Here is a 16,496-nt window from a genome sequence, read left to right as displayed (position 1 = left end):
GTGAGGGTGGGGCCCGATGGCGGGACGGCAGCGCGGGGTCGACAAGCGCCGGGCCATCCTCGACGCCGCGGCGCCGATCTTCGGCACGCAGGGGTACGAACGGGCGAGCGTGGACGCGATCGCCGCCGCGGCCGGGGTGTCCAAGCCGACGATCTACAGCTACTTCGGCGGCAAGGAGAACCTGTTCCGCGAGTCGGTCGCCGACTCCGCCGTCGAGCAGAACGGCGACGCGCTGCGCGTGCTCCAGACCTTGGACCTCTCCCCCGAGCGCTGGCAGGCGAGCCTGTTCGAGGTGGGCGTAGCGCTGGTGGAATGCCAGCGCAGCAGGTGCTCGATGTTCCTGTACCGCACGATCGCCGCGGAGTCCGCCCGCGATCCCGAGATCTACCGCCTGGTGCGGGAGAAGGCCGGCGACCCGATCCTCGACGCGCTCACCGGGCGCCTGGCGATGCTCGGCAACGCCGGGTTGCTGCCGGTCGCGGACCCGGCGCTCGCCGCGCGCCAGTTCTTCGCGCTGATCAACGCGCAGATCCCAGAGCTGACCGAGAACGGCACCCGCCCGGCGGCGGACGACGTCGTGCGCCGCGCCGTGGAGGCCGGCGTGCGCACGTTCCTGCTCGCCCACGGTGTGCCCGACCCGCAGCCGCCGGCCGCCAAGACGGTGCCCTAGGCCGGCGTATGTGGTTGTGACCGTGGGGGCCTGTCGCGTTCCCTGATCCTCACCGTCGAGGTGTGCAGGTGAGGGCAAGATCGTGGAAGTCGAGGTCGCGCCCGGCAGCACGGCGCGGTTCCGCGGAACACCAGGCGTCCGACTCGGGGCCGATGCTCGCAGACGAAAGCGCCTTCGTGCCTGTCTGTGCCTGCCTGTGCCTGCCTGTGCCTGCCTGTGCACGGAATCGTGCCGAGGGCTTGTGCCACTTTTCAGCCCGAAAACCGTACCTAAGCCTCGGCACGATCTGGCCGCGTTCTGACCGGAAAAGCCAGCAGAGTGAGTCCGAAGCCGGGCGGGGAGGTCGCGGCGCGTTTTGCACGGTCTGAGCCCGCGGATCGTGCGCATCGCACCGCAATGCCGCCGCACTTGTAGCCGGCCCAACTGACAGGTCCACGATCGCCGGGGTCTCGGCCGGGAGGTGCCGGGAGGTGCCGGGAGGTGCCGGGAACGTCCTGGGCCGGGCCGACCCCCGCTTCGGGAGCCGGCCCGGCCCAGGACTTGCGCCGGCCGCGGCCGGCTGGCGTCGGGTCCCGCGGACGGGACCCGACGGGGTCACTTCGCGCCGGCGGTCAGGATCTTCTGGCCGTCGTAGGACTTGCCGGTGGCGAGGAAGGTCTTCTTCGTCGAGTCCCAGCGCTGGCCCAGCAGCGTGTTGTTGAACAGCCGGGTCAGGCCGGGGACCGGGTTGGTCCTGGTGAAGTCCAGTGGCGGGACGAGCTGCAGGTCCAGGCCCTTGGTCTGGTTGAGCTGCGCCAGTAGGGACTTGGCGGTGAGGTCACCGGTGACCTTCTTGCCGACCTGCTCGACGATCTGGACCGCCAGCCAGCCGCCGATGGTGGAGGTGGAGTGGCGCAGGTTCTTCGCCGCGTCCTTGTCGCCGGCGGCGAAGTCCGCGTCGAGCTCGGACTGCAGCCGGGTCAGCTCCGGGTATTTCGCGCTCTGGTTGAACAGCGGGAAGGCGCCGACGGCGTAGAAGTTCTTCGCGGCGGGCCCGAGCTTGACCAGGTTCGCCTCCGAGATGGTGCCCGCGGCGTGGCAGTAGCTCAGCTTGTCCCCGCCGGCCTGGATGAGGCCGATCGAGCTGGCCTCGGCCAGGCCCATCGTGACGCCCTGGGCGCCGGCGTCGGTGACCCGGGCCGCGACCGGAGCGTAGTCGCTCGTCGTCACCGGCACCTTGATCTCCTGGGTGCCGACCCCGGCGGACTTGCCGCCGAGCCCGGCCAGCACCCCGAGGCGGGAGGCCGCGGCGATGTCGTAGTTGACGACCCCCATCTTGCTGATCTTGGCGGTGTCCTTGAGCAGCGGCGCGCAGACGGCCTCGTAGTACGTCGACGCCGGCTGGTAGACGAAGCTGATCTTCGAGGTGAGGTCCGAGCCGTCGCCGGCGACGCCCGCGCTGCCGATGCTGGGGATCCCGGCCTTCTCCAGGATGGCGTTGATGCCGCCCGCGGTGCTGAAGGCGGAGACGACGGCGAGGTACTTGCCGTTCACCGCCTTCTGGGCGCAGGCCTCGCCCGCCGCCTGGTCGTTCTTCGAGTCGCACACGTCGATCTGCACGGAATGGCCGTTGATGCCGCCGCGCTTGTTCAGCGCGCGCACGGCGGCCTTCGCCGCTCCGGCCTGCTCCGGGAAGTTCGTCGTCGGCGTCGTCAGCGGCACGATGGACATCAGCTTCACCGGGCTGGCCTTCGGGCCGTCCGTGGCCGGCGACGACTCCCCCGTCGTTCCGGACGAACCACACGCGGCCAGGGCCAGCGTGGCCCCCACCGCCAGCGCCGCCATCGCGCTTCTGGACCGCATCGTCTTCCTCATCTCTCGCCCGAACCCACTCTCAACTCGCCGCCGTTCCTCCACCCGACCGCCGCCGTCCGCCGGCCGACCCCCGTGGGACCGGCCGGCCGCCGCGGCCGGGACGCTCTCCACCACGCCGGGACGCTTTACATCCCGTCGAGCAGCACGGCCCGCTCCGGGCAGGCCTCCGCCGCGCGCCGGGCCAGTTCCACCTGGTCGGCCGGCACGTCCGCGACGGTCACCTCGCCGTAGCCGCTGTCGTCGTCGGTGACCAGCTCCGGGGCGAGGTCGTAACACCGCCCGTGCCCCTGGCAGCGGGCGGTGTCGATCGTGAGCCTCATGCCTGCCCCGCGTCCGTCGGCCAGGTCAGCGCCAGCGAGTCCAGGCCGCGCAGCGTGTGGCCGTTCCAGGTGATGCTCGCCCCCGGCGCCAGGGAGTACTCGGGGATGAGCCGGTGCCACTCGCGCAGCACGGTGCGCAGCTCCATCCGGGCCAGGTGGGAGCCCAGGCAGCGATGCGGCCCGCCGCCGAAGGCCAGGTGCCGCTTGTCGGCCCGGTCGAGGTCGACGACGCCGGCCCGCGGGTCCGCGTCCGGGTCGAGGTTGCCCGAGGCCAGCATCACGTGGACCATCTCACCCTTCTTGATCGGGCAGCCGGCGATCTCGGTGTCGCGGGTGGTGATCCGCGGGACGGCTATCACCGGGGTCTCCCAGCGCAGCAGCTCCTCGACGACGGTCGGGATCTTCTCCGGGTCGGCGACGATCGCGCGCCGCGCCTCGGGATGCTCCAGCAGGTAGGCAAGAATGCAGGTGAGGCTGATGGTGACGGTGTCCAGCCCGGCCATCATGAGCATGAAGCAGATCCCGAGCAGCTCCGGCTCGGTCAGCGGCCGGCCCTCGATCTCGGCCTTGAGCAGCTCGGTGATGAGATCGTCCCGGGGCTCGGCGCGCCGCTGCGCGAGGACCGTCCCGAACAGGGTGAACGCCTGCGTGCCGGCCTCGGTCTGGATCCGCACCCTCTCGTCGGGGTCGTCGGTGAGCGACTCCGGACGGATGATCGCATCCTTCATGTGCAGCAGGGCCGGCAGCTCGGACTGCGGCAGCCCGAACAGGGTGAGGAACACCGAGCAGGGCAGCGGGACGGCGAGGTCGGTGGCGAAGTCGCAGGCGCCGCGGTCGAGGAAGCTCTCGATCGTGGCGACCGTGTTCGCCACGACCTCGGCCTCCAGCACGGCCATCCGCCGCGGGGAGAACAGCGGGTCGAGGATGCGCCGGTACTTGGCGTGGTCGGGCGGGTCGACGCCCATCGGGATGGCGGGCAGCGGGCTGCTCATCAGCTCGGGGATGAGGTTGGAGAACACCTCGGGATTGCGCAGGACCTCGTCGATGTCGGACCGGCGCAGGATCTGGATCCAGCCCTCGTGTCCCTCGTCGTAGTCCACCGGGCACTTCCCCCGCAACCGGGAGAAGTAGGCCCGCGGGTCCTCGGCGCGCTGGCGTTCGAACTCGAGCCAGTCCAAAGTCGCGGCTCGCAGGCCGTGGCCGCCGTCGGCGGGCGCCGCCGCGCCCGCGGTGTCGTCTGGCATGTGCGTGTTCCTCCAGGATCAGTGGGACGTCCCGCCCGGGGCACGGACGGGGCCGGTCAGGTGAGGTAGCCCTGTTCGACGAGCGCCGGGTCCGCGCGGGCCTGGGCGGCCGGTCCGGACCAGCGGACCCGCCCGCGGCTGAGCACCACGGCCCGGTCCGCGACGCGCAGCGCCGCACGGACGTGCTGCTCGACGAGCAGCACGGCGAGTCCGTCGTCGGCGGCGGCGCGGATGGCACCCAGCAGGCGGGCCACCACCTGCGGCGCGAGGCCGAGCGAGAGCTCGTCGGCGAGCAGGGCCACCGGCCGGCGGGCCAGCACCCGGGCCAGGGTGAGCAACTGCTGCTGGCCGCCGGAGAGCAGGCCGGCGCGGCGGTCGAGATGCTCGGTGAGCTCGGGGAAGTCGGCCAGCGCGGACAACGGGTCCACGCCGCCGATGCGCAGGTTCTGGCGGACGGTCAGCGACGGGGTGACGGCCCGCTCCTCGAGCACGACGCCGAGGCCCTGCCGGGCCCGCCGGTGCAGCGGCGCCGTGGTCGCCTCCCCCTGCCAGGTGACGGTCCCCTCGCTGGGGGTCAGGGCGCCGGCCAGCGCCATCAGCGTGGTGGTCTTGCCGGCGCCGTTCGGGCCAAGCAACGCCACCACCTCCCCGCGGGCCACCTCGAGGTCGAGACCGACCACGACGGGCCCGGCGCCGTACCCGACGGCAAGCTGGCGGCATCCGACGACGCTCACCTGACACCTCCAGCCGCGGGCGGCGCTGCCGCCGCCTCACCCACCGGCGCGGCCAGCGCCGCGCCGTCCTTGCCGTCCCCGACCGCCGCGTCGCCGGCCGAGCCGCTCCCGGCGCCGTCGCCGGCCGTCTGCTCCGGTCTCGTGCCGTCGCCGGCCGCCTGGTCGGGTTCGGCGCCGTCGCCGGCCGTCTGCTCCGGTGCGCTGACCTGGGCCACGATGATCTCCTCCTCGGTACCGCCGGCGCCCCCGTCCGCGGCGGCTCCCTCACCCTCCGGGACAGCCTCGCCCTCCGCGACAGCCTCGCCCTCCGGGACAGCCTCATCCGCGGGGACAGCCTCGTCCGCGACGGCAGGAGTCGCCGCGACGGCAGGCTCGTTCGCCATGGCGGCCTCATCCGCCACCGCCGGCGACTCCTCGACCACAGCCTCCTCCGCCGGCGTCGACGACTTCGCCGCGGCAGCCTGATCCACCGCCGCCGGCGGATCATCAGCCGGGGAGGTCTCGGTGTCGCCGCCCGCCCGGTCGTCGGCGGCGCTGGCCGCGGTCGGCTCGTCGGGGCGGCCGAGGTAGGCGGCGATGACGGCGGGATCGGCCTGGATGTCCGCCGGCGCGCCCTCGGCGATCCTGCGGCCGAACTCGAGGACCACCAGCCGGTCGCAGACTCCCATGACGAACGGCATGTCGTGCTCGATGAGCAGGACGGCGATCCCCCACTCGTCCGCCAGGCGGCGCACGAGGACGGCGAGCTCGGCGCTCTCGTGCTCGTCCAGACCGGCGGCCGGCTCGTCGAGCAGCAGCACGGACGGCGCGGTGGCGACGGCGCGGGCGATCGCCACCAGCCGGCGGCGACCGTAGGACAGCGCCGACACCCGCGTGTCCAGCGTGTCGGCCAGGCCGAACTCGCGGACCGCGGCCTGGGCGGGCGCGCTCAGCGGGCGGTTGCCCGGCCAGACCAGGCCGGTGAGGTAGGCGGCGAGGTCGCGCGGGTCACTGGCGGCGCGCAGGTTCTCCGCGACGGTGAGATCCTCGAACAGTTCGAGGTTCTGGAACGAGCGGCTCACCCCCGCCCGCACCCGGCGATGCGCTCGCAGCCCGTCCAGGCGGGTCTCGCCGACCCGGACCGTGCCCGCCGCCGTCGCCGCGTACCCGGTGATGGCGTCGACGATCGTCGTCTTGCCGGCGCCGTTGGGCCCGATGAGCCCGACGACGGTGCCCGGCGCCACCTCGAACCCGACGCCGTCCACGGCGACGACTCCGCCCCAGCGCACCGTGACCCCTTCGACCGTCAGCGTCGCCGGCCGCACCCGCAATGCCTCCCGCCCGGCGTCCGCGTCCGGCGGCACCGAATCCTCGGCAGGCCGCGCCGCAGCGACCGGGACGTCGGCTTCGGCCGCCACCACCTCGCCCGCCACCACCTCGGCCGCCACGGACTCGGTCGCCACGGACTCGGTCGGCGCCTCGGCGACGGTGACCGGCGCCGGCGCGGGGCTGGCGAGCACGACGTCGGGGCGGCCCAGCCGGGCGGCGACGGGGGCGGGCAGCGGCAGGCGGGCCCGGCCGGCCAGGCCGCCGGCGAGCCCCGTGCCCCCGGAGCGGATCAGGACCAGCAGCAGGACGATCCCGCCGATCAGCGGCAGGTAGCGGTCGATCTCGCGCAGCCAGTCGGTGAGCCGGTCACCGAACAGCACGCCCAGCACCGCGAGGACGACCAGGGCGCCGGCCGGCAGCCAGCGCGCCCACCGGGCCGCGCCGGCGCGCCGGGACCGTTCGACCTGGCCGCGGGCGAGCCCGCCGAGCCCGTACCCGAACAGGCCGGCGAGCACGGCGCCGACGGTGCGCGGCAGCGCGGTGGAGCCGCCGAAACGGTCGGACAGCCAGCCGGCGAGCTGCTGACCGAGGGTGCCGGGGGCGAGCAGGGCGCCGATCCCGGCGCCGCTGATGTAACCGACGCCGCCGACGACGGCGTAGGCGACGACGAGGATGCCGGTGAACGGCAGGAAGTCCCCGTCGTCGTAGCTGATGTTGCGGTCGGCGAAGGCGAGCAGCACCCCACCGAGCCCGGCGATGGCCGCGGACAGACCGAAGGCGTAGATCTTCGCCGCGAACACGCTGATGCCCAGCGACGCCGCCGCCCGTTCGTTGGTGCGCACCGCGATGAGCCGCCGCCCGGCCCGGCCGCGGCGCACCGCGGACACCGCGAGCCCCGCGAGCAGCAGCAGGATCAGCGCCAGGGTGGCGTAGGCGCGCGGATCGTCGGTGCGGTCAACCGGGATGCCGAGGAAGTGCAGCGGGGCGTCGGCGGTGGCGACGACGGTGCCCTGCTGGGCGAGCACGTCCCCGAAGATCGACGAGCTCTGGCCGTCCGCGGGGGGTGAGGAGTAGCCGCGCTGGAACAGGATCGCGCTGACGGTGACGCCGAGGCCCAGGGTGACCACGGCGAGCTGCAGGCCGCGGGTGCGCAGCGCCGGCAGGGCGAACAGCACGCCGACGGCGGTGGTGGCCAGCACCCCGATCACCAGGGCGGCGGCGAACGGCCAGCCCTCGGCCGCCACCAGGCGCCCCGCGACCAGCGCGGCGATCCCGGCCAGCGCGCTCTGGGCCAGCGAGAGCTGGCCGGCGTAGCCGACGAGGACCACCAGCGACAGCAGGATCAGCGCGTACCCGGACTGGAGGGCGACCGCGTTGACCCACGGATCGGGCAGCACCAGCCAGACGAGCGCCACCAGCAACGCGAACCCGCCGACCAGCACCGGGAGGTTGATCGCCCCAGAGCCGAGCGGCGGGCGGTCCTCGGCCTGGTGGGCGCGGTCGGGGATGCCGCTGCCCCGCGCGACGAGCAGCGCGATGATGACGACGACCGGCAGGGCGCTGTCGAGGCCCTGCGCCCAGTCGTGCGGGCCGGTCAGGTGCACCTGGAGCTGGAGTTCGACCAGCGCCAGCAGCAGCCCGCCGACGAGCGCGAGCGGGAACGAGCGGAACCCGGCGGCGAGCGCCACCGCCAGCGCGGGGACGACCAGCAGGACCAGACTCGTCGACGACAGCGGGTTCTGCAGCGGGGCGAGCAGGACCCCGGCGAGGCCGGCGAGCACCCCGCCGCCGAACCAGCAGGCCCCGGCGACCGCGTCGGCCGACCAGCCGAGCGTCGCCGCCGCGGCCGACCCCTCGGCGACGGCGGTGGTGACCGCCCCGGCGGTGGTGTACCGGAAGAACGCCCAGAGCGCCGCGACCAGGGCGACGACGACACCGAGGCGGACGAAGACGTGCACCCCGACGGGCTTGCCGAACACCTCGACGACGGACTGCGGCAGGAACGACGGCACCGAGCGGCTCTGCCCGCCGAAGGCCAGCACCACCGCGGCCTGCAGGACGATGAGCAGGCCCAGGGTGGCGACGACCCGGTTGAGCGGCGCGGCATGGCGCATCGGCCGCAGCACGGCCGCGTGGAACAGCAGCGCGACCGCCCCGGTGAGCACGACGACGACGGCGGCGGCGAGCGCGGTCGGCAGCCCCCACCCGTCACCGGCCTCGTGGAACAGATAGGCCGCGAACATCACCAGCGCGCCCTGCCCGAGGTTCAGTACTCCCGAACCCCGGTGGATCAGCAGGACACCGGCCGCCACGAAGACATACAGCGCACCCGTGCCAAGACTGATGACGGCGTATCCGAGAAAGCTGCCCACAGCACCACCCCAGTCCGAACTCCAGCGAGTCCGATCCTCACCGAGAACCGGTCGGACAGTTCTCGACACCGCCGGCCGTCACCGTGACGCCCGCGCTCCCGCCAGGCCACACCATCCGGATCGGACGGCCGGCCCATATCTTCGCCCACGCCCCGCCGCAATGCCCTTCTATCACATCAAGGCGCGGGCCCGACCTCCCGCATCACTGGCCGGTGTCGAAGCGTTGGCCGCAGAGCGGCTGCGGACTCACGACCTCGAAATGGTCACCGCTTCCGGCGACCCGGACGAAGTCGAAACACGGGTCGAGCTGGCCCTGATCGGTGGTGTAATTGATCTTATTGACCAGCATCCCGTCGGCATCATAGTCGGTCACCCCACGCAGGCCGTTCACGTAGGACTCCCGGGTAGGACAGCCGTGCTGGGTCTTCAGTCCACGGATGAACAGGTCCGCGCTCAACCAGCCGATGATGGCGCTCTGCTGGCCGGGCGGGGAGACCTCCGGGGAGTAGTCCGCCATCGCCTGCAGGAACCGGCGCTGGACCGGCCGGTTGCGCTCCAACGCGGCGTAGGAGAGCGACGCGTAGGTGCCGGCGAGCTGCCGCCCGTAGGGGGCGAGCAGGCGCGGGTCATAGCTGACGGCGGACACGGCGACCTTGAACGGGCGCCCGGCGCTGACGGCGGCGTCCAGGACACCGGTGTAGAGGTCGAGCGGCGCCGCGGCGATAATCGTGTCGACCCCGGAGGAGATGATCTTGCGGGCGACGTCGGCGGCGTTGGTGGCGTCGACGTCCTGGGTGACCGCGTCGATGCCCGCGTGCTGCAGGCTCTTCGTCACTCCGTCCGCGTAGAGCTTGGCGGTCTCGCTGAGAAAGCTGACGACCACCGCGGCCTTGGTGCCGCCCTGCTGGCGGACGAAGTCGCCGATCGTCGTCGTGCTCTTGCCCGTCTGGCTCGTCAGGGTCACGGTGAAGGTGTTGCGATGCGCCGCCCAGCCGGGCTGGTCGGCGGCGCCGATCACCGGCACCCCCGCCTTGTCGAGGTAGGCGACGGACTGCTGGGACACCGCGGTGTACTGGACGACGGCGAAGGCGTTCTGGGCGACCAGCTCCCGGGCGCCCTGCAGGTTGCCGCGGGGGTCGGACTGGTCGTCCTGCCAGGCATAGTCGATCTTCCGGCCGTCGACGCCGCCGGCGGCGTTCTCGACACCGAAGCGGGCGTTCACGCCTGCCCGGTAGCCGGTGAACTGGGCCGCCATCACGCCGGTGTCCGGATAGAGCAGACCGACCTTGACCGAGTTGTCGGTGACGCCGGGGGCGCAGGCGCCGGTCGCAGCATGCGTGCTGCCCGAGGAGTCACCGGAACTACAGGCCGCCAGCATTGTCAGCGCGACGATCGCCGCCCCGGTGAATCTCGTCCGCCGCATTTGCAGGAGCCACCTTTCGACCGCACCGAGGTCTACCCGAGCCAGCATCTGGACCGCTGCACGCCAACGCCTTTTCCATTCTCGTCGACAAGTCCGCGATTACGTCCGACCGGCTGCCCCTGCATCGCAGGACCTCGTCGTCCGGTGGCTCATCAACTCCAGAAGAATCAGTGCGGATGATCCGCATCGACAGCGCTGCGGTTTAGGCGGATCCGAGCCGCCCGCACCTTCACCGAAGAGCACTTCTCCGTTGACTGAAACCTACCAGGGCCGAGCTGGCGCGGAGCCAAGCGGGGGGGGTGCCCTCCGCTTCAGCTTCGGGCCCGTCCGGACGGCCGCGAACGTATTCACGCAGCCCTGCTCGCGGGCTGCAACACGGAGTGCTACCGCCGCTCCGGCCAGGCTTCGTATTAGCAGTGCGCGCAGGACCGGTAGCCGATCCGTATCCCGAATATCACCAGACGGACAATGAACGGCGTGCCGTGCCACCGCCACTCGGGGCGAGCGCACGCGGGCCGGGCGCCGCCGGCGACCCCGCCCCGCGGACCGGGCGGCGATCGGCGGGGCTGTGCCGTGCGCAGATCCACACCGGCAGTGAGCGAAGTCATAGTCGCCTCCACCCGCGTTCCGCGCGTATCCCCGTGTTTCCGCCCTCCTTGACACACCGGGGGGCGGATGCCCTGATCGGCCCGTTGACCTGCCATTGGCGCGGATTTAGTGTGGATGCGTGCAGCTCACTCCGTGGCCTACGGTCGGCGCATCGCCGTGCGCCTCCGTGGAGGGTCGTGACGACCAGCCACGACTGCGGCGTCGGCGTCATGTCGACTTCGGCCACAGCAACAGCGATCTCTGTCGCCCCTGCCGCTGAGTCACCCCGCCCCGCGAACGTCAGCGCGGGCCGCAGGTAAGGTCCGGCTCGATCGTCGGCGGATGCCGCCCCGTGAACACCCCGGGCACCTGCGCCGTGCCGAAAGATCCGGCCCGCCCCGTCGCCGCCCGCCTCGCCCCGCGGAACGGCCCTCCCTCCGGTGACACGTCCGCCTCCGGCCGGCGCACCCGCCCGTCGGTCGGCCGGCGGCCCCGACCAGCACGTGTCCGATCCCCCAAGCCCCGTGCCGGCGGCCCGGCCGGCCCGTCCCGAGCCGGACCCCGCCGGTCCGCGGCCCGGATCGTGGCGAGCATGCCGGCCGCGGGCACGGCGCGGCCGGGGCGACCGGACGGATGACCCGACCAACGGCGTGACCGGACTCGATCCACGCACCGGACGGAGCACCATCCGTCACTCGGAGCCACGACCCACCGCCCAGAACACGCCCGCCGCTCAGAAGCACGACTGCCGCTCAGAAGCACGACTGCCGCTCAGAACCACGTCCGCCGCTCAGAACCACGTCCGCCGCTCAGAACCACGTCCGCCGCTCAGAACCACGTCCGCCGCTCAGAACCACGTCTGTCCCTCGAACCTCGGGAGCATCCGTATGACCGCCTCGCTTCGCCAGACCCAGGGAGCCCCCAGGGCGCGCGCCGTCGACGGCGACCTGTTCCGGACCGTCTTCCGGGGTCACCCGGCGGGCGTCGCCGTCATCACGACGGACGCCGGCGTGGGACCGGTCGGCTTCACCGCGACGTCACTGGCGTCGCTGTCCGCCGAGCCCCCGATGGTCGTCTTCGCGATCTCGTCGAGCGCGTCGGCCTGGCCGCACCTGCGCGCCGCCGAGACGTTCGTCGTCAACCTGCTCTCCTCGGAGCAGGAGGAGGTCGCCCGCCGCTTCGCCCGCAGCGGCATCGACCGGTTCGCCGAACCGACCCGCTGGACCGCACTGCCCACCGGGGAACCACTGCTCGACGGCGGCCGGGCCTGGCTGCGCTGCGCCACCCGCCCGCCGATCGAGGCCGGCGACCACTTCCTCATCGTCGGCCAGGTCCTGGAGGCCGCGACCGACCCCGCCGCGGCTCCACTGATCTACCACGACCGCACCTTCCATGCCCTGCCCTGAGCTCGCCCGCGCCCCGAGTCCGCGCACGCGCCTCGGCCGCCCGCCCCGCCGCAGCGTCCACGGCCCGCACCCCAACCACGGCCCGCACCCCACCACGGGGGCGGGCCGTGCGCGCGCCCGGGCCCGGCTGACGCGCCGCCGAGGCCGCCGGCCGGCGCACGGGAGGCACTGCGGTGCGATGTGCACGATCCCAGGGCTCAGACCGTGCAGAACGCACCGCAATCGGCCCCGCCCGGTTCGGACTCACCCGTCCAGACAGGCCTGGGGCGGGGTCCCCGGCCACGCCCGCGGCGCGCACGGGATCCGGCCGGAGCCGGACCGCAGTTGCGGAAGAATTTGAGGCACCCCCACCTGGTCGCAACGTACAAGCGGCACTATCATGCATCCAGTTTCGCATCTGCGGCATCGCCTACCAGCGGCGTCCGCAGGTGCGAGCGGGTGCCGTAGCCGTCGGAGTACTCCGCACGGCCCGGTGCTCGCGGCGACGACGGCGTCGCCATGGGTCGTTCGGTGACGATGAGTGACATCGAGGCGCCCGACCGCACAGCCAACAGTGGATGTTCGTAGGGGGCGGTCGACCGTGCGCGCGATGGCGCCGGCGACCAACCGTGGTGCGTAGGAACGGGGATTCGTGAGATTTCGCAGGGTGAAGACGGCGCTGGCGGTCGTGGCCAGCGCCGGTCTGCTCGCCGCCGGGTGTGGCAGCAGCGGGAGCGACGGGGGCACGGCCGCCACGCCGGCGCCCGCCACCAGCAGTGCCTCCAGCGGTGTGACGGGCACGGTCACGGTGTTCGCCGCAGCGTCGCTGACCGGTACGTTCACGACGCTCGGCAAGCAGTTCGAGGCCGCCAACCCGGGGTCCACCGTGAAGTTCTCCTTCGCGGGCAGTTCCGCGCTGGCCCAGCAGATCACCTCCGGCGCGCCCGCGGACGTGTTCGCCGCGGCGAGCCCGGCCACGATGAAGACCGTCACCGACGCCGGGGAGAACTCCTCGGCGCCGAAGGTCTTCGTCCGCAACCAGCTCGTCCTCGCCGTGCCGAAGGCCAACCCGAAGGGCATCAAGGACCTGCCCGACCTGGTGAAGCCGGGCGTGAAGGTCGCGCTGTGCGCCGAGCAGGTGCCCTGCGGCGCGGCGGCGAAGAAGGCGCTGGCCGCGGCCGGGACGCAGTTGACCCCCGTCACCCTCGAGCAGGACGTCAAGTCCGCGCTGTCGAAGGTCACCCTCGGTGAGGTCGACGCGGCACTGGTCTACCGCACGGACGCGAAGGCCGCGGGCGACAAGGTGACGGGTATCGAGTTCCCCGAGTCGGCGAAGGCCATCAACGACTACCCGATCGCCACCCTCAAGGCCGGCAAGAACGCCGCCGGCGGCAAGGCGTGGGAGGACTACGTCACCTCCGACAAGGGCGAGGCGGTCCTGATCGCGGCCGGTTTCCAGGCCCCCTGATCCGCGGCTCGCCCCCGCGCCGGCCGCCGGTAGCGGGCGGCATCTCGGCCACGGTTCCCCGGGAGAGTCATCCCGGGGAACCGTGGCCGTCGCCTTGTCCGGGCACTGGCCCCGACCGGCGACGGGTGGCCGCGGGTGGCGGTCAGCGGCGGGTGGCGGTCAGCGGCGGGTGGCGACGAGGAAGCCGTCGGCGAGCGGGTCGGGCGCGGGGCGGCCGGACTCGGTGGCGAGCTCGGCGCGCAGCCGCGCGCGCAGCACCTCCCAGCCGTGGCGGGGCAGCCAGACGAGGGGGGCTCGTCGAGGCCGCCCTTGAGCAGCGTCGCGAACTCGGCCAGCTCCGGGGTGGCGCGCAGCTCGTCGAGCAGCCACGTGTCGGCGGCCTGGTACTCGAATCCCAGCAGGCTGCCCGGGGCGGACAGCTCCCCGACGGTGGTGAGCAGGCGGGCGGCCTGTTCGGCGTCGAGGTAGGGCAGCAGGCCCTCGACGAGCCAGGTGGTGCGTTCCCGCGGCCGCAGGCCCGCGCGGGTCAGCGCGGTCGCCCAGTCGCCGGCGAGGTCGGCGGGGACGGTGACCCGCTCGGCGCGCGCGGTGGCGTGCCGGGTGTCGAGGACCGCCTGCTTGAACGTCAGCATCTGCGGCAGGTCGACCTCGTACAGCCGGGTGCCGGCGGGCCAGGACAGCCGGTAGGCGCGGGTGTCCAGGCCCGCGGCGAGCAGGACGAGCTGGCGGTGGCCTTCGCCGACGGCGCGGGTCAGGTAGTCGTCGAAGAAGCGGGTGCGTTGCACGCCGTGGGAGTCCACCACGTCGACGAAGCGGGCGAAGGCGCCGGCGGGGCCGGCCGCGGCGGGGCCCCCGGCCGCCTCGACGAACGCCTCCGCGTAGGGGTCGTCGAAGAGCCGGTCGCGGCGGGCGCTCTCCCGGGCGCGCACCCACGCCATGCCGACGGCGGTCAGACCCACCCCGGCGGGAACATCGATCTGATCGGACGCAGCCCTGAAGGTCATAACTGACCGTAACTCCGTCGCCGCAACCAGGCCAAACCAGTGATTACCAAGCGTCACCAGATCGTGGCGGATGTTGCGGCGGGCGGTCAGAACGACACGTCGCCCGTCTGGGACTTGCCGATCGTGTGGCAGGTGGAGCTGTCGCGCAGGTAGCCGAAGGCGAACGCCTGGGCGCGCTGGCGGGGGGAGCCGTGGGCGTCGGGGGCGCTGGCGGGCTCCTGGGCGAACCAGCCGCCGCGGGTGTCCCCGAGGCTGTAGAACAGCAGGGCGCCCTGCAGGGCGTCGCTGACGGCGATGCGCCCGGCATCGTGCGCGGCGGAGGCCTGCCGCCCGGCGAAGCAGTCGGCCTGGTTCTCCTCGGCGCGGGTGACGACCCCCAGGTTCCCGCCGATGCGGTCGCCGCGGTGGGACAGCTCGTGCATGAGGACGAACAGCGGGTAGGTGGGCCCGCCGACCTGGGCCAGCTCGCCGAGGAAGTCGACGCTGTAGGCGACCGTGTCGTCGAGCGTGCAGTACAGCGCGTTGTCGGCGAACTGGCGGGGGTCGTTGACCTGCCGGCCGCAGGCGTCGTCGGGCACCTCGCCGTCGCGGTAGGGGACGAAGCGCGGCGCCGTCCAGGCGTCGCCGAGCTCACCGTGCCAGAACGTGTTCAGCGCGCCGGGGCAGCCGACCGGCTCGTTGATGAGCTGTTCGACGTCCTGCACGTCGGTGATCTTGCCGCCGCACGACGGGCGCGACGCCGTCGCGGAGGCGGTCGACGCCCCGCGGGCGTCGGTGGACGACCCGCCCAGGGCGCGCGCCGACGACCCACCGGGGTCGCTCACGGACGACCCGCCGGTGGCGGTGCTCGCGCCGATGCCGCCGGCAGCGTTGAGGGGACCACCCGTCGCGGAGGCGTTGCAGCCGGCCAGAAGGCCGACAGACATGACGATCGCGGCCAAGGCCGCCCAGATGACCCGCACGACGGTCAACCGTAGAGGCGATCGTTTCCCTCCGGGGAGCCGTCGTCGTCACCGCGACAGCCGGCGAGGGCCCGCCGCCGCGCCGCCGTCGGCGCGCGACGCCGCCCGGGGCCGCCCGGGGCCGCCCGGGGCCGCCCGTCCGCGCCCGCGCCGCGGCGGCGGCCGCTCCGCCAGGGCGACCCGAATAACCGCAGGTAGAGCGCGCGCGAACGGGCTCATGACCGCCGTTGGCAGGCCGGCGAGGACGACGGAGACGCCGGTGGAGTCGCAGGCCAGGGCGATGACGGAGACCGCGGTCAGGGTCGCGAGCCCGAGCAGGGTAGCCGCGGCGGTGAGCACTTTCACCAGAAGATCGGCCGGTAAGGGGGGTGCCGGCACCGGCCCGTTCGGGGGACGTCGGGCCACGGGCGACCTCCATCGAATGCAAGACCATCGTCGAGTGCATCTGCACGTGCATGATGCCATGCCGAAGTCGGGTGCATTCGGCATTCGCTTCGGTCGTGGCGAATCGGCAGGGCCCGGGCGGCTCGTAGGGCCCGGGCGGCTCGGTCGGGTCGAGCGGGTCGGTCGGGTCGAGCGGGTCGGTCGGGTCGAGCGGGTCGGTCGGGTCGAGCGGGTCGGGGGCCCGGCAGGCGCTGCGCCGGCTCAGGCGGGCGGCGGTGTCTGGCGGGCCTCGCGCAGGCCCCGGGCGGCCAGGGCGTCGGCGCGCTCATTGCCGGGGTCGCCCGCGTGCCCGCGGACCCACAGCCACTCGACCTCGTGCCGTGCGACCGCGGCCGCCAGCCGCTGCCACAGGTCGGCGTTGCGCACCGGCGTGCGGTCCTTCGTCAGCCAGCCGTTGCGCCGCCAACCGGCGATCCAGGTGGTGATCCCGCTGCGCAGGTAGGTGCTGTCGGTGTGCAGGCGCACCACGGACGGCCGGGTCAGCGCCTCCAGCGCCATGATGGCCGCGGTGAGCTCCATCCGGTTGTTCGTCGTACGCGCCGGCTCGCCGCCGTGCAGCTCCCGCTCGTGATCGCCGTAGCGCAGCACCGCACCCCAGCCGCCGGGCCCCGGATTGCCGCTGCACGCCCCGTCGGTGTGGATGTCGACGGCGGCGCGCCCGTCGCGCTGCGCCATGCCGCGCGACGTTACCGCCCCCGCCACCACCGCTGTCCGCCACCA

The 16,496-nt window shown here is 73.3% G+C and carries 13 protein-coding genes; 3 read left to right on the top strand and 10 right to left on the bottom strand.

Going from position 1 to position 16,496, the window contains the following annotated elements:
- Nucleotides 1–16: 16 nt before the first annotated feature.
- Nucleotides 17–670, top strand: a complete 654-nt coding sequence (locus AC5R91_RS01920) for a TetR/AcrR family transcriptional regulator (protein WP_495395350.1) — start codon at nucleotides 17–19, stop codon at nucleotides 668–670.
- Between the two features lie 594 nt (nucleotides 671–1,264).
- On the opposite strand, the gene AC5R91_RS01915 is transcribed toward AC5R91_RS01920, so the two are convergent.
- The 6 genes from AC5R91_RS01915 to AC5R91_RS01890 form a co-directional block, all read right to left on the bottom strand.
- The gene (locus tag AC5R91_RS01915) at nucleotides 1,265–2,512 is read right to left on the bottom strand and encodes an ABC transporter substrate-binding protein (RefSeq protein WP_495395349.1); all 1,248 of its coding nucleotides are present in this window, start codon (nucleotides 2,510–2,512) and stop codon (nucleotides 1,265–1,267) included.
- 137 nt (nucleotides 2,513–2,649) lie between these two features.
- Nucleotides 2,650–2,844: a ferredoxin gene (locus AC5R91_RS01910; RefSeq protein ID WP_495395348.1), complete on the bottom strand. Its 195-nt coding sequence runs from the start codon at nucleotides 2,842–2,844 to the stop codon at nucleotides 2,650–2,652.
- Nucleotides 2,841–4,088, bottom strand: a complete 1,248-nt coding sequence (locus tag AC5R91_RS01905; RefSeq protein ID WP_495395347.1) for a cytochrome P450 — start codon at nucleotides 4,086–4,088, stop codon at nucleotides 2,841–2,843. The genes AC5R91_RS01910 and AC5R91_RS01905 overlap by 4 nt, the downstream gene beginning before the upstream one ends.
- A 56-nt stretch (nucleotides 4,089–4,144) precedes the next feature.
- Entirely contained in the window at nucleotides 4,145–4,822 is a 678-nt protein-coding gene (locus tag AC5R91_RS01900; RefSeq protein ID WP_495395346.1) for an ABC transporter ATP-binding protein, read from the bottom strand.
- A complete protein-coding gene (locus AC5R91_RS01895) occupies nucleotides 4,819–8,502 on the bottom strand; it encodes an ABC transporter permease subunit (RefSeq protein ID WP_495395345.1) in 3,684 nt (1,227 codons plus the stop codon). The genes AC5R91_RS01900 and AC5R91_RS01895 overlap by 4 nt, the downstream gene beginning before the upstream one ends.
- A gap of 202 nt (nucleotides 8,503–8,704) precedes the next feature.
- A complete protein-coding gene (locus AC5R91_RS01890) occupies nucleotides 8,705–9,925 on the bottom strand; it encodes an ABC transporter substrate-binding protein (RefSeq protein ID WP_495395344.1) in 1,221 nt (406 codons plus the stop codon).
- Nucleotides 9,926–11,400: 1,475 nt separating this feature from the next.
- Between AC5R91_RS01890 and AC5R91_RS01885 the strand changes: the two genes are divergently transcribed.
- Nucleotides 11,401–11,919: a flavin reductase family protein gene (locus AC5R91_RS01885; RefSeq protein ID WP_495395343.1), complete on the top strand. Its 519-nt coding sequence runs from the start codon at nucleotides 11,401–11,403 to the stop codon at nucleotides 11,917–11,919.
- 631 nt (nucleotides 11,920–12,550) lie between these two features.
- A complete protein-coding gene (modA, locus tag AC5R91_RS01880) occupies nucleotides 12,551–13,366 on the top strand; it encodes a molybdate ABC transporter substrate-binding protein (RefSeq protein ID WP_495395342.1) in 816 nt (271 codons plus the stop codon).
- On the opposite strand, the gene AC5R91_RS01875 is transcribed toward modA, so the two are convergent.
- The 4 genes from AC5R91_RS01875 to rnhA form a co-directional block, all read right to left on the bottom strand.
- Nucleotides 13,306–14,370 (bottom strand): SAM-dependent methyltransferase, encoded by a 1,065-nt coding sequence (locus tag AC5R91_RS01875; RefSeq protein WP_495395341.1) that lies wholly within the window; start codon nucleotides 14,368–14,370, stop codon nucleotides 13,306–13,308. The genes modA and AC5R91_RS01875 overlap by 61 nt on opposite strands.
- Before the next feature lie 86 nt (nucleotides 14,371–14,456).
- Nucleotides 14,457–15,296, bottom strand: coding sequence for a neutral zinc metallopeptidase (locus AC5R91_RS01870; protein WP_495395340.1), 840 nt, complete (start codon nucleotides 15,294–15,296; stop codon nucleotides 14,457–14,459).
- An 84-nt stretch (nucleotides 15,297–15,380) separates the two neighbouring features.
- Nucleotides 15,381–15,737 (bottom strand): hypothetical protein, encoded by a 357-nt coding sequence (locus tag AC5R91_RS01865; RefSeq protein ID WP_495395339.1) that lies wholly within the window; start codon nucleotides 15,735–15,737, stop codon nucleotides 15,381–15,383.
- Nucleotides 15,738–15,977: 240 nt separating this feature from the next.
- A complete protein-coding gene (rnhA, locus tag AC5R91_RS01860) occupies nucleotides 15,978–16,451 on the bottom strand; it encodes a ribonuclease HI (RefSeq protein WP_495395338.1) in 474 nt (157 codons plus the stop codon).
- Nucleotides 16,452–16,496: the final 45 nt, after the last annotated feature.

Source organism: Frankia sp. BMG5.60 (assembly GCF_059428125.1).
This window is presented reverse-complemented; position numbering and strand designations above follow the sequence as displayed.

Coding starts and splice junctions, on each gene's coding strand:
- AC5R91_RS01885 (WP_495395343.1), top strand. CDS start 11,401: ATGACCGCCTCGCTTCGCCAGACCCAGGGAGCCCCCAGGGCGCGCGCC.
- AC5R91_RS01890 (WP_495395344.1), bottom strand. CDS start 9,925: ATGCGGCGGACGAGATTCACCGGGGCGGCGATCGTCGCGCTGACAATG.
- AC5R91_RS01910 (WP_495395348.1), bottom strand. CDS start 2,844: ATGAGGCTCACGATCGACACCGCCCGCTGCCAGGGGCACGGGCGGTGT.
- AC5R91_RS01870 (WP_495395340.1), bottom strand. CDS start 15,296: ATGTCTGTCGGCCTTCTGGCCGGCTGCAACGCCTCCGCGACGGGTGGT.
- AC5R91_RS01875 (WP_495395341.1), bottom strand. CDS start 14,370: ATGACCTTCAGGGCTGCGTCCGATCAGATCGATGTTCCCGCCGGGGTG.
- rnhA (WP_495395338.1), bottom strand. CDS start 16,451: ATGGCGCAGCGCGACGGGCGCGCCGCCGTCGACATCCACACCGACGGG.
- AC5R91_RS01920 (WP_495395350.1), top strand. CDS start 17: ATGGCGGGACGGCAGCGCGGGGTCGACAAGCGCCGGGCCATCCTCGAC.
- AC5R91_RS01915 (WP_495395349.1), bottom strand. CDS start 2,512: ATGCGGTCCAGAAGCGCGATGGCGGCGCTGGCGGTGGGGGCCACGCTG.
- AC5R91_RS01905 (WP_495395347.1), bottom strand. CDS start 4,088: ATGCCAGACGACACCGCGGGCGCGGCGGCGCCCGCCGACGGCGGCCAC.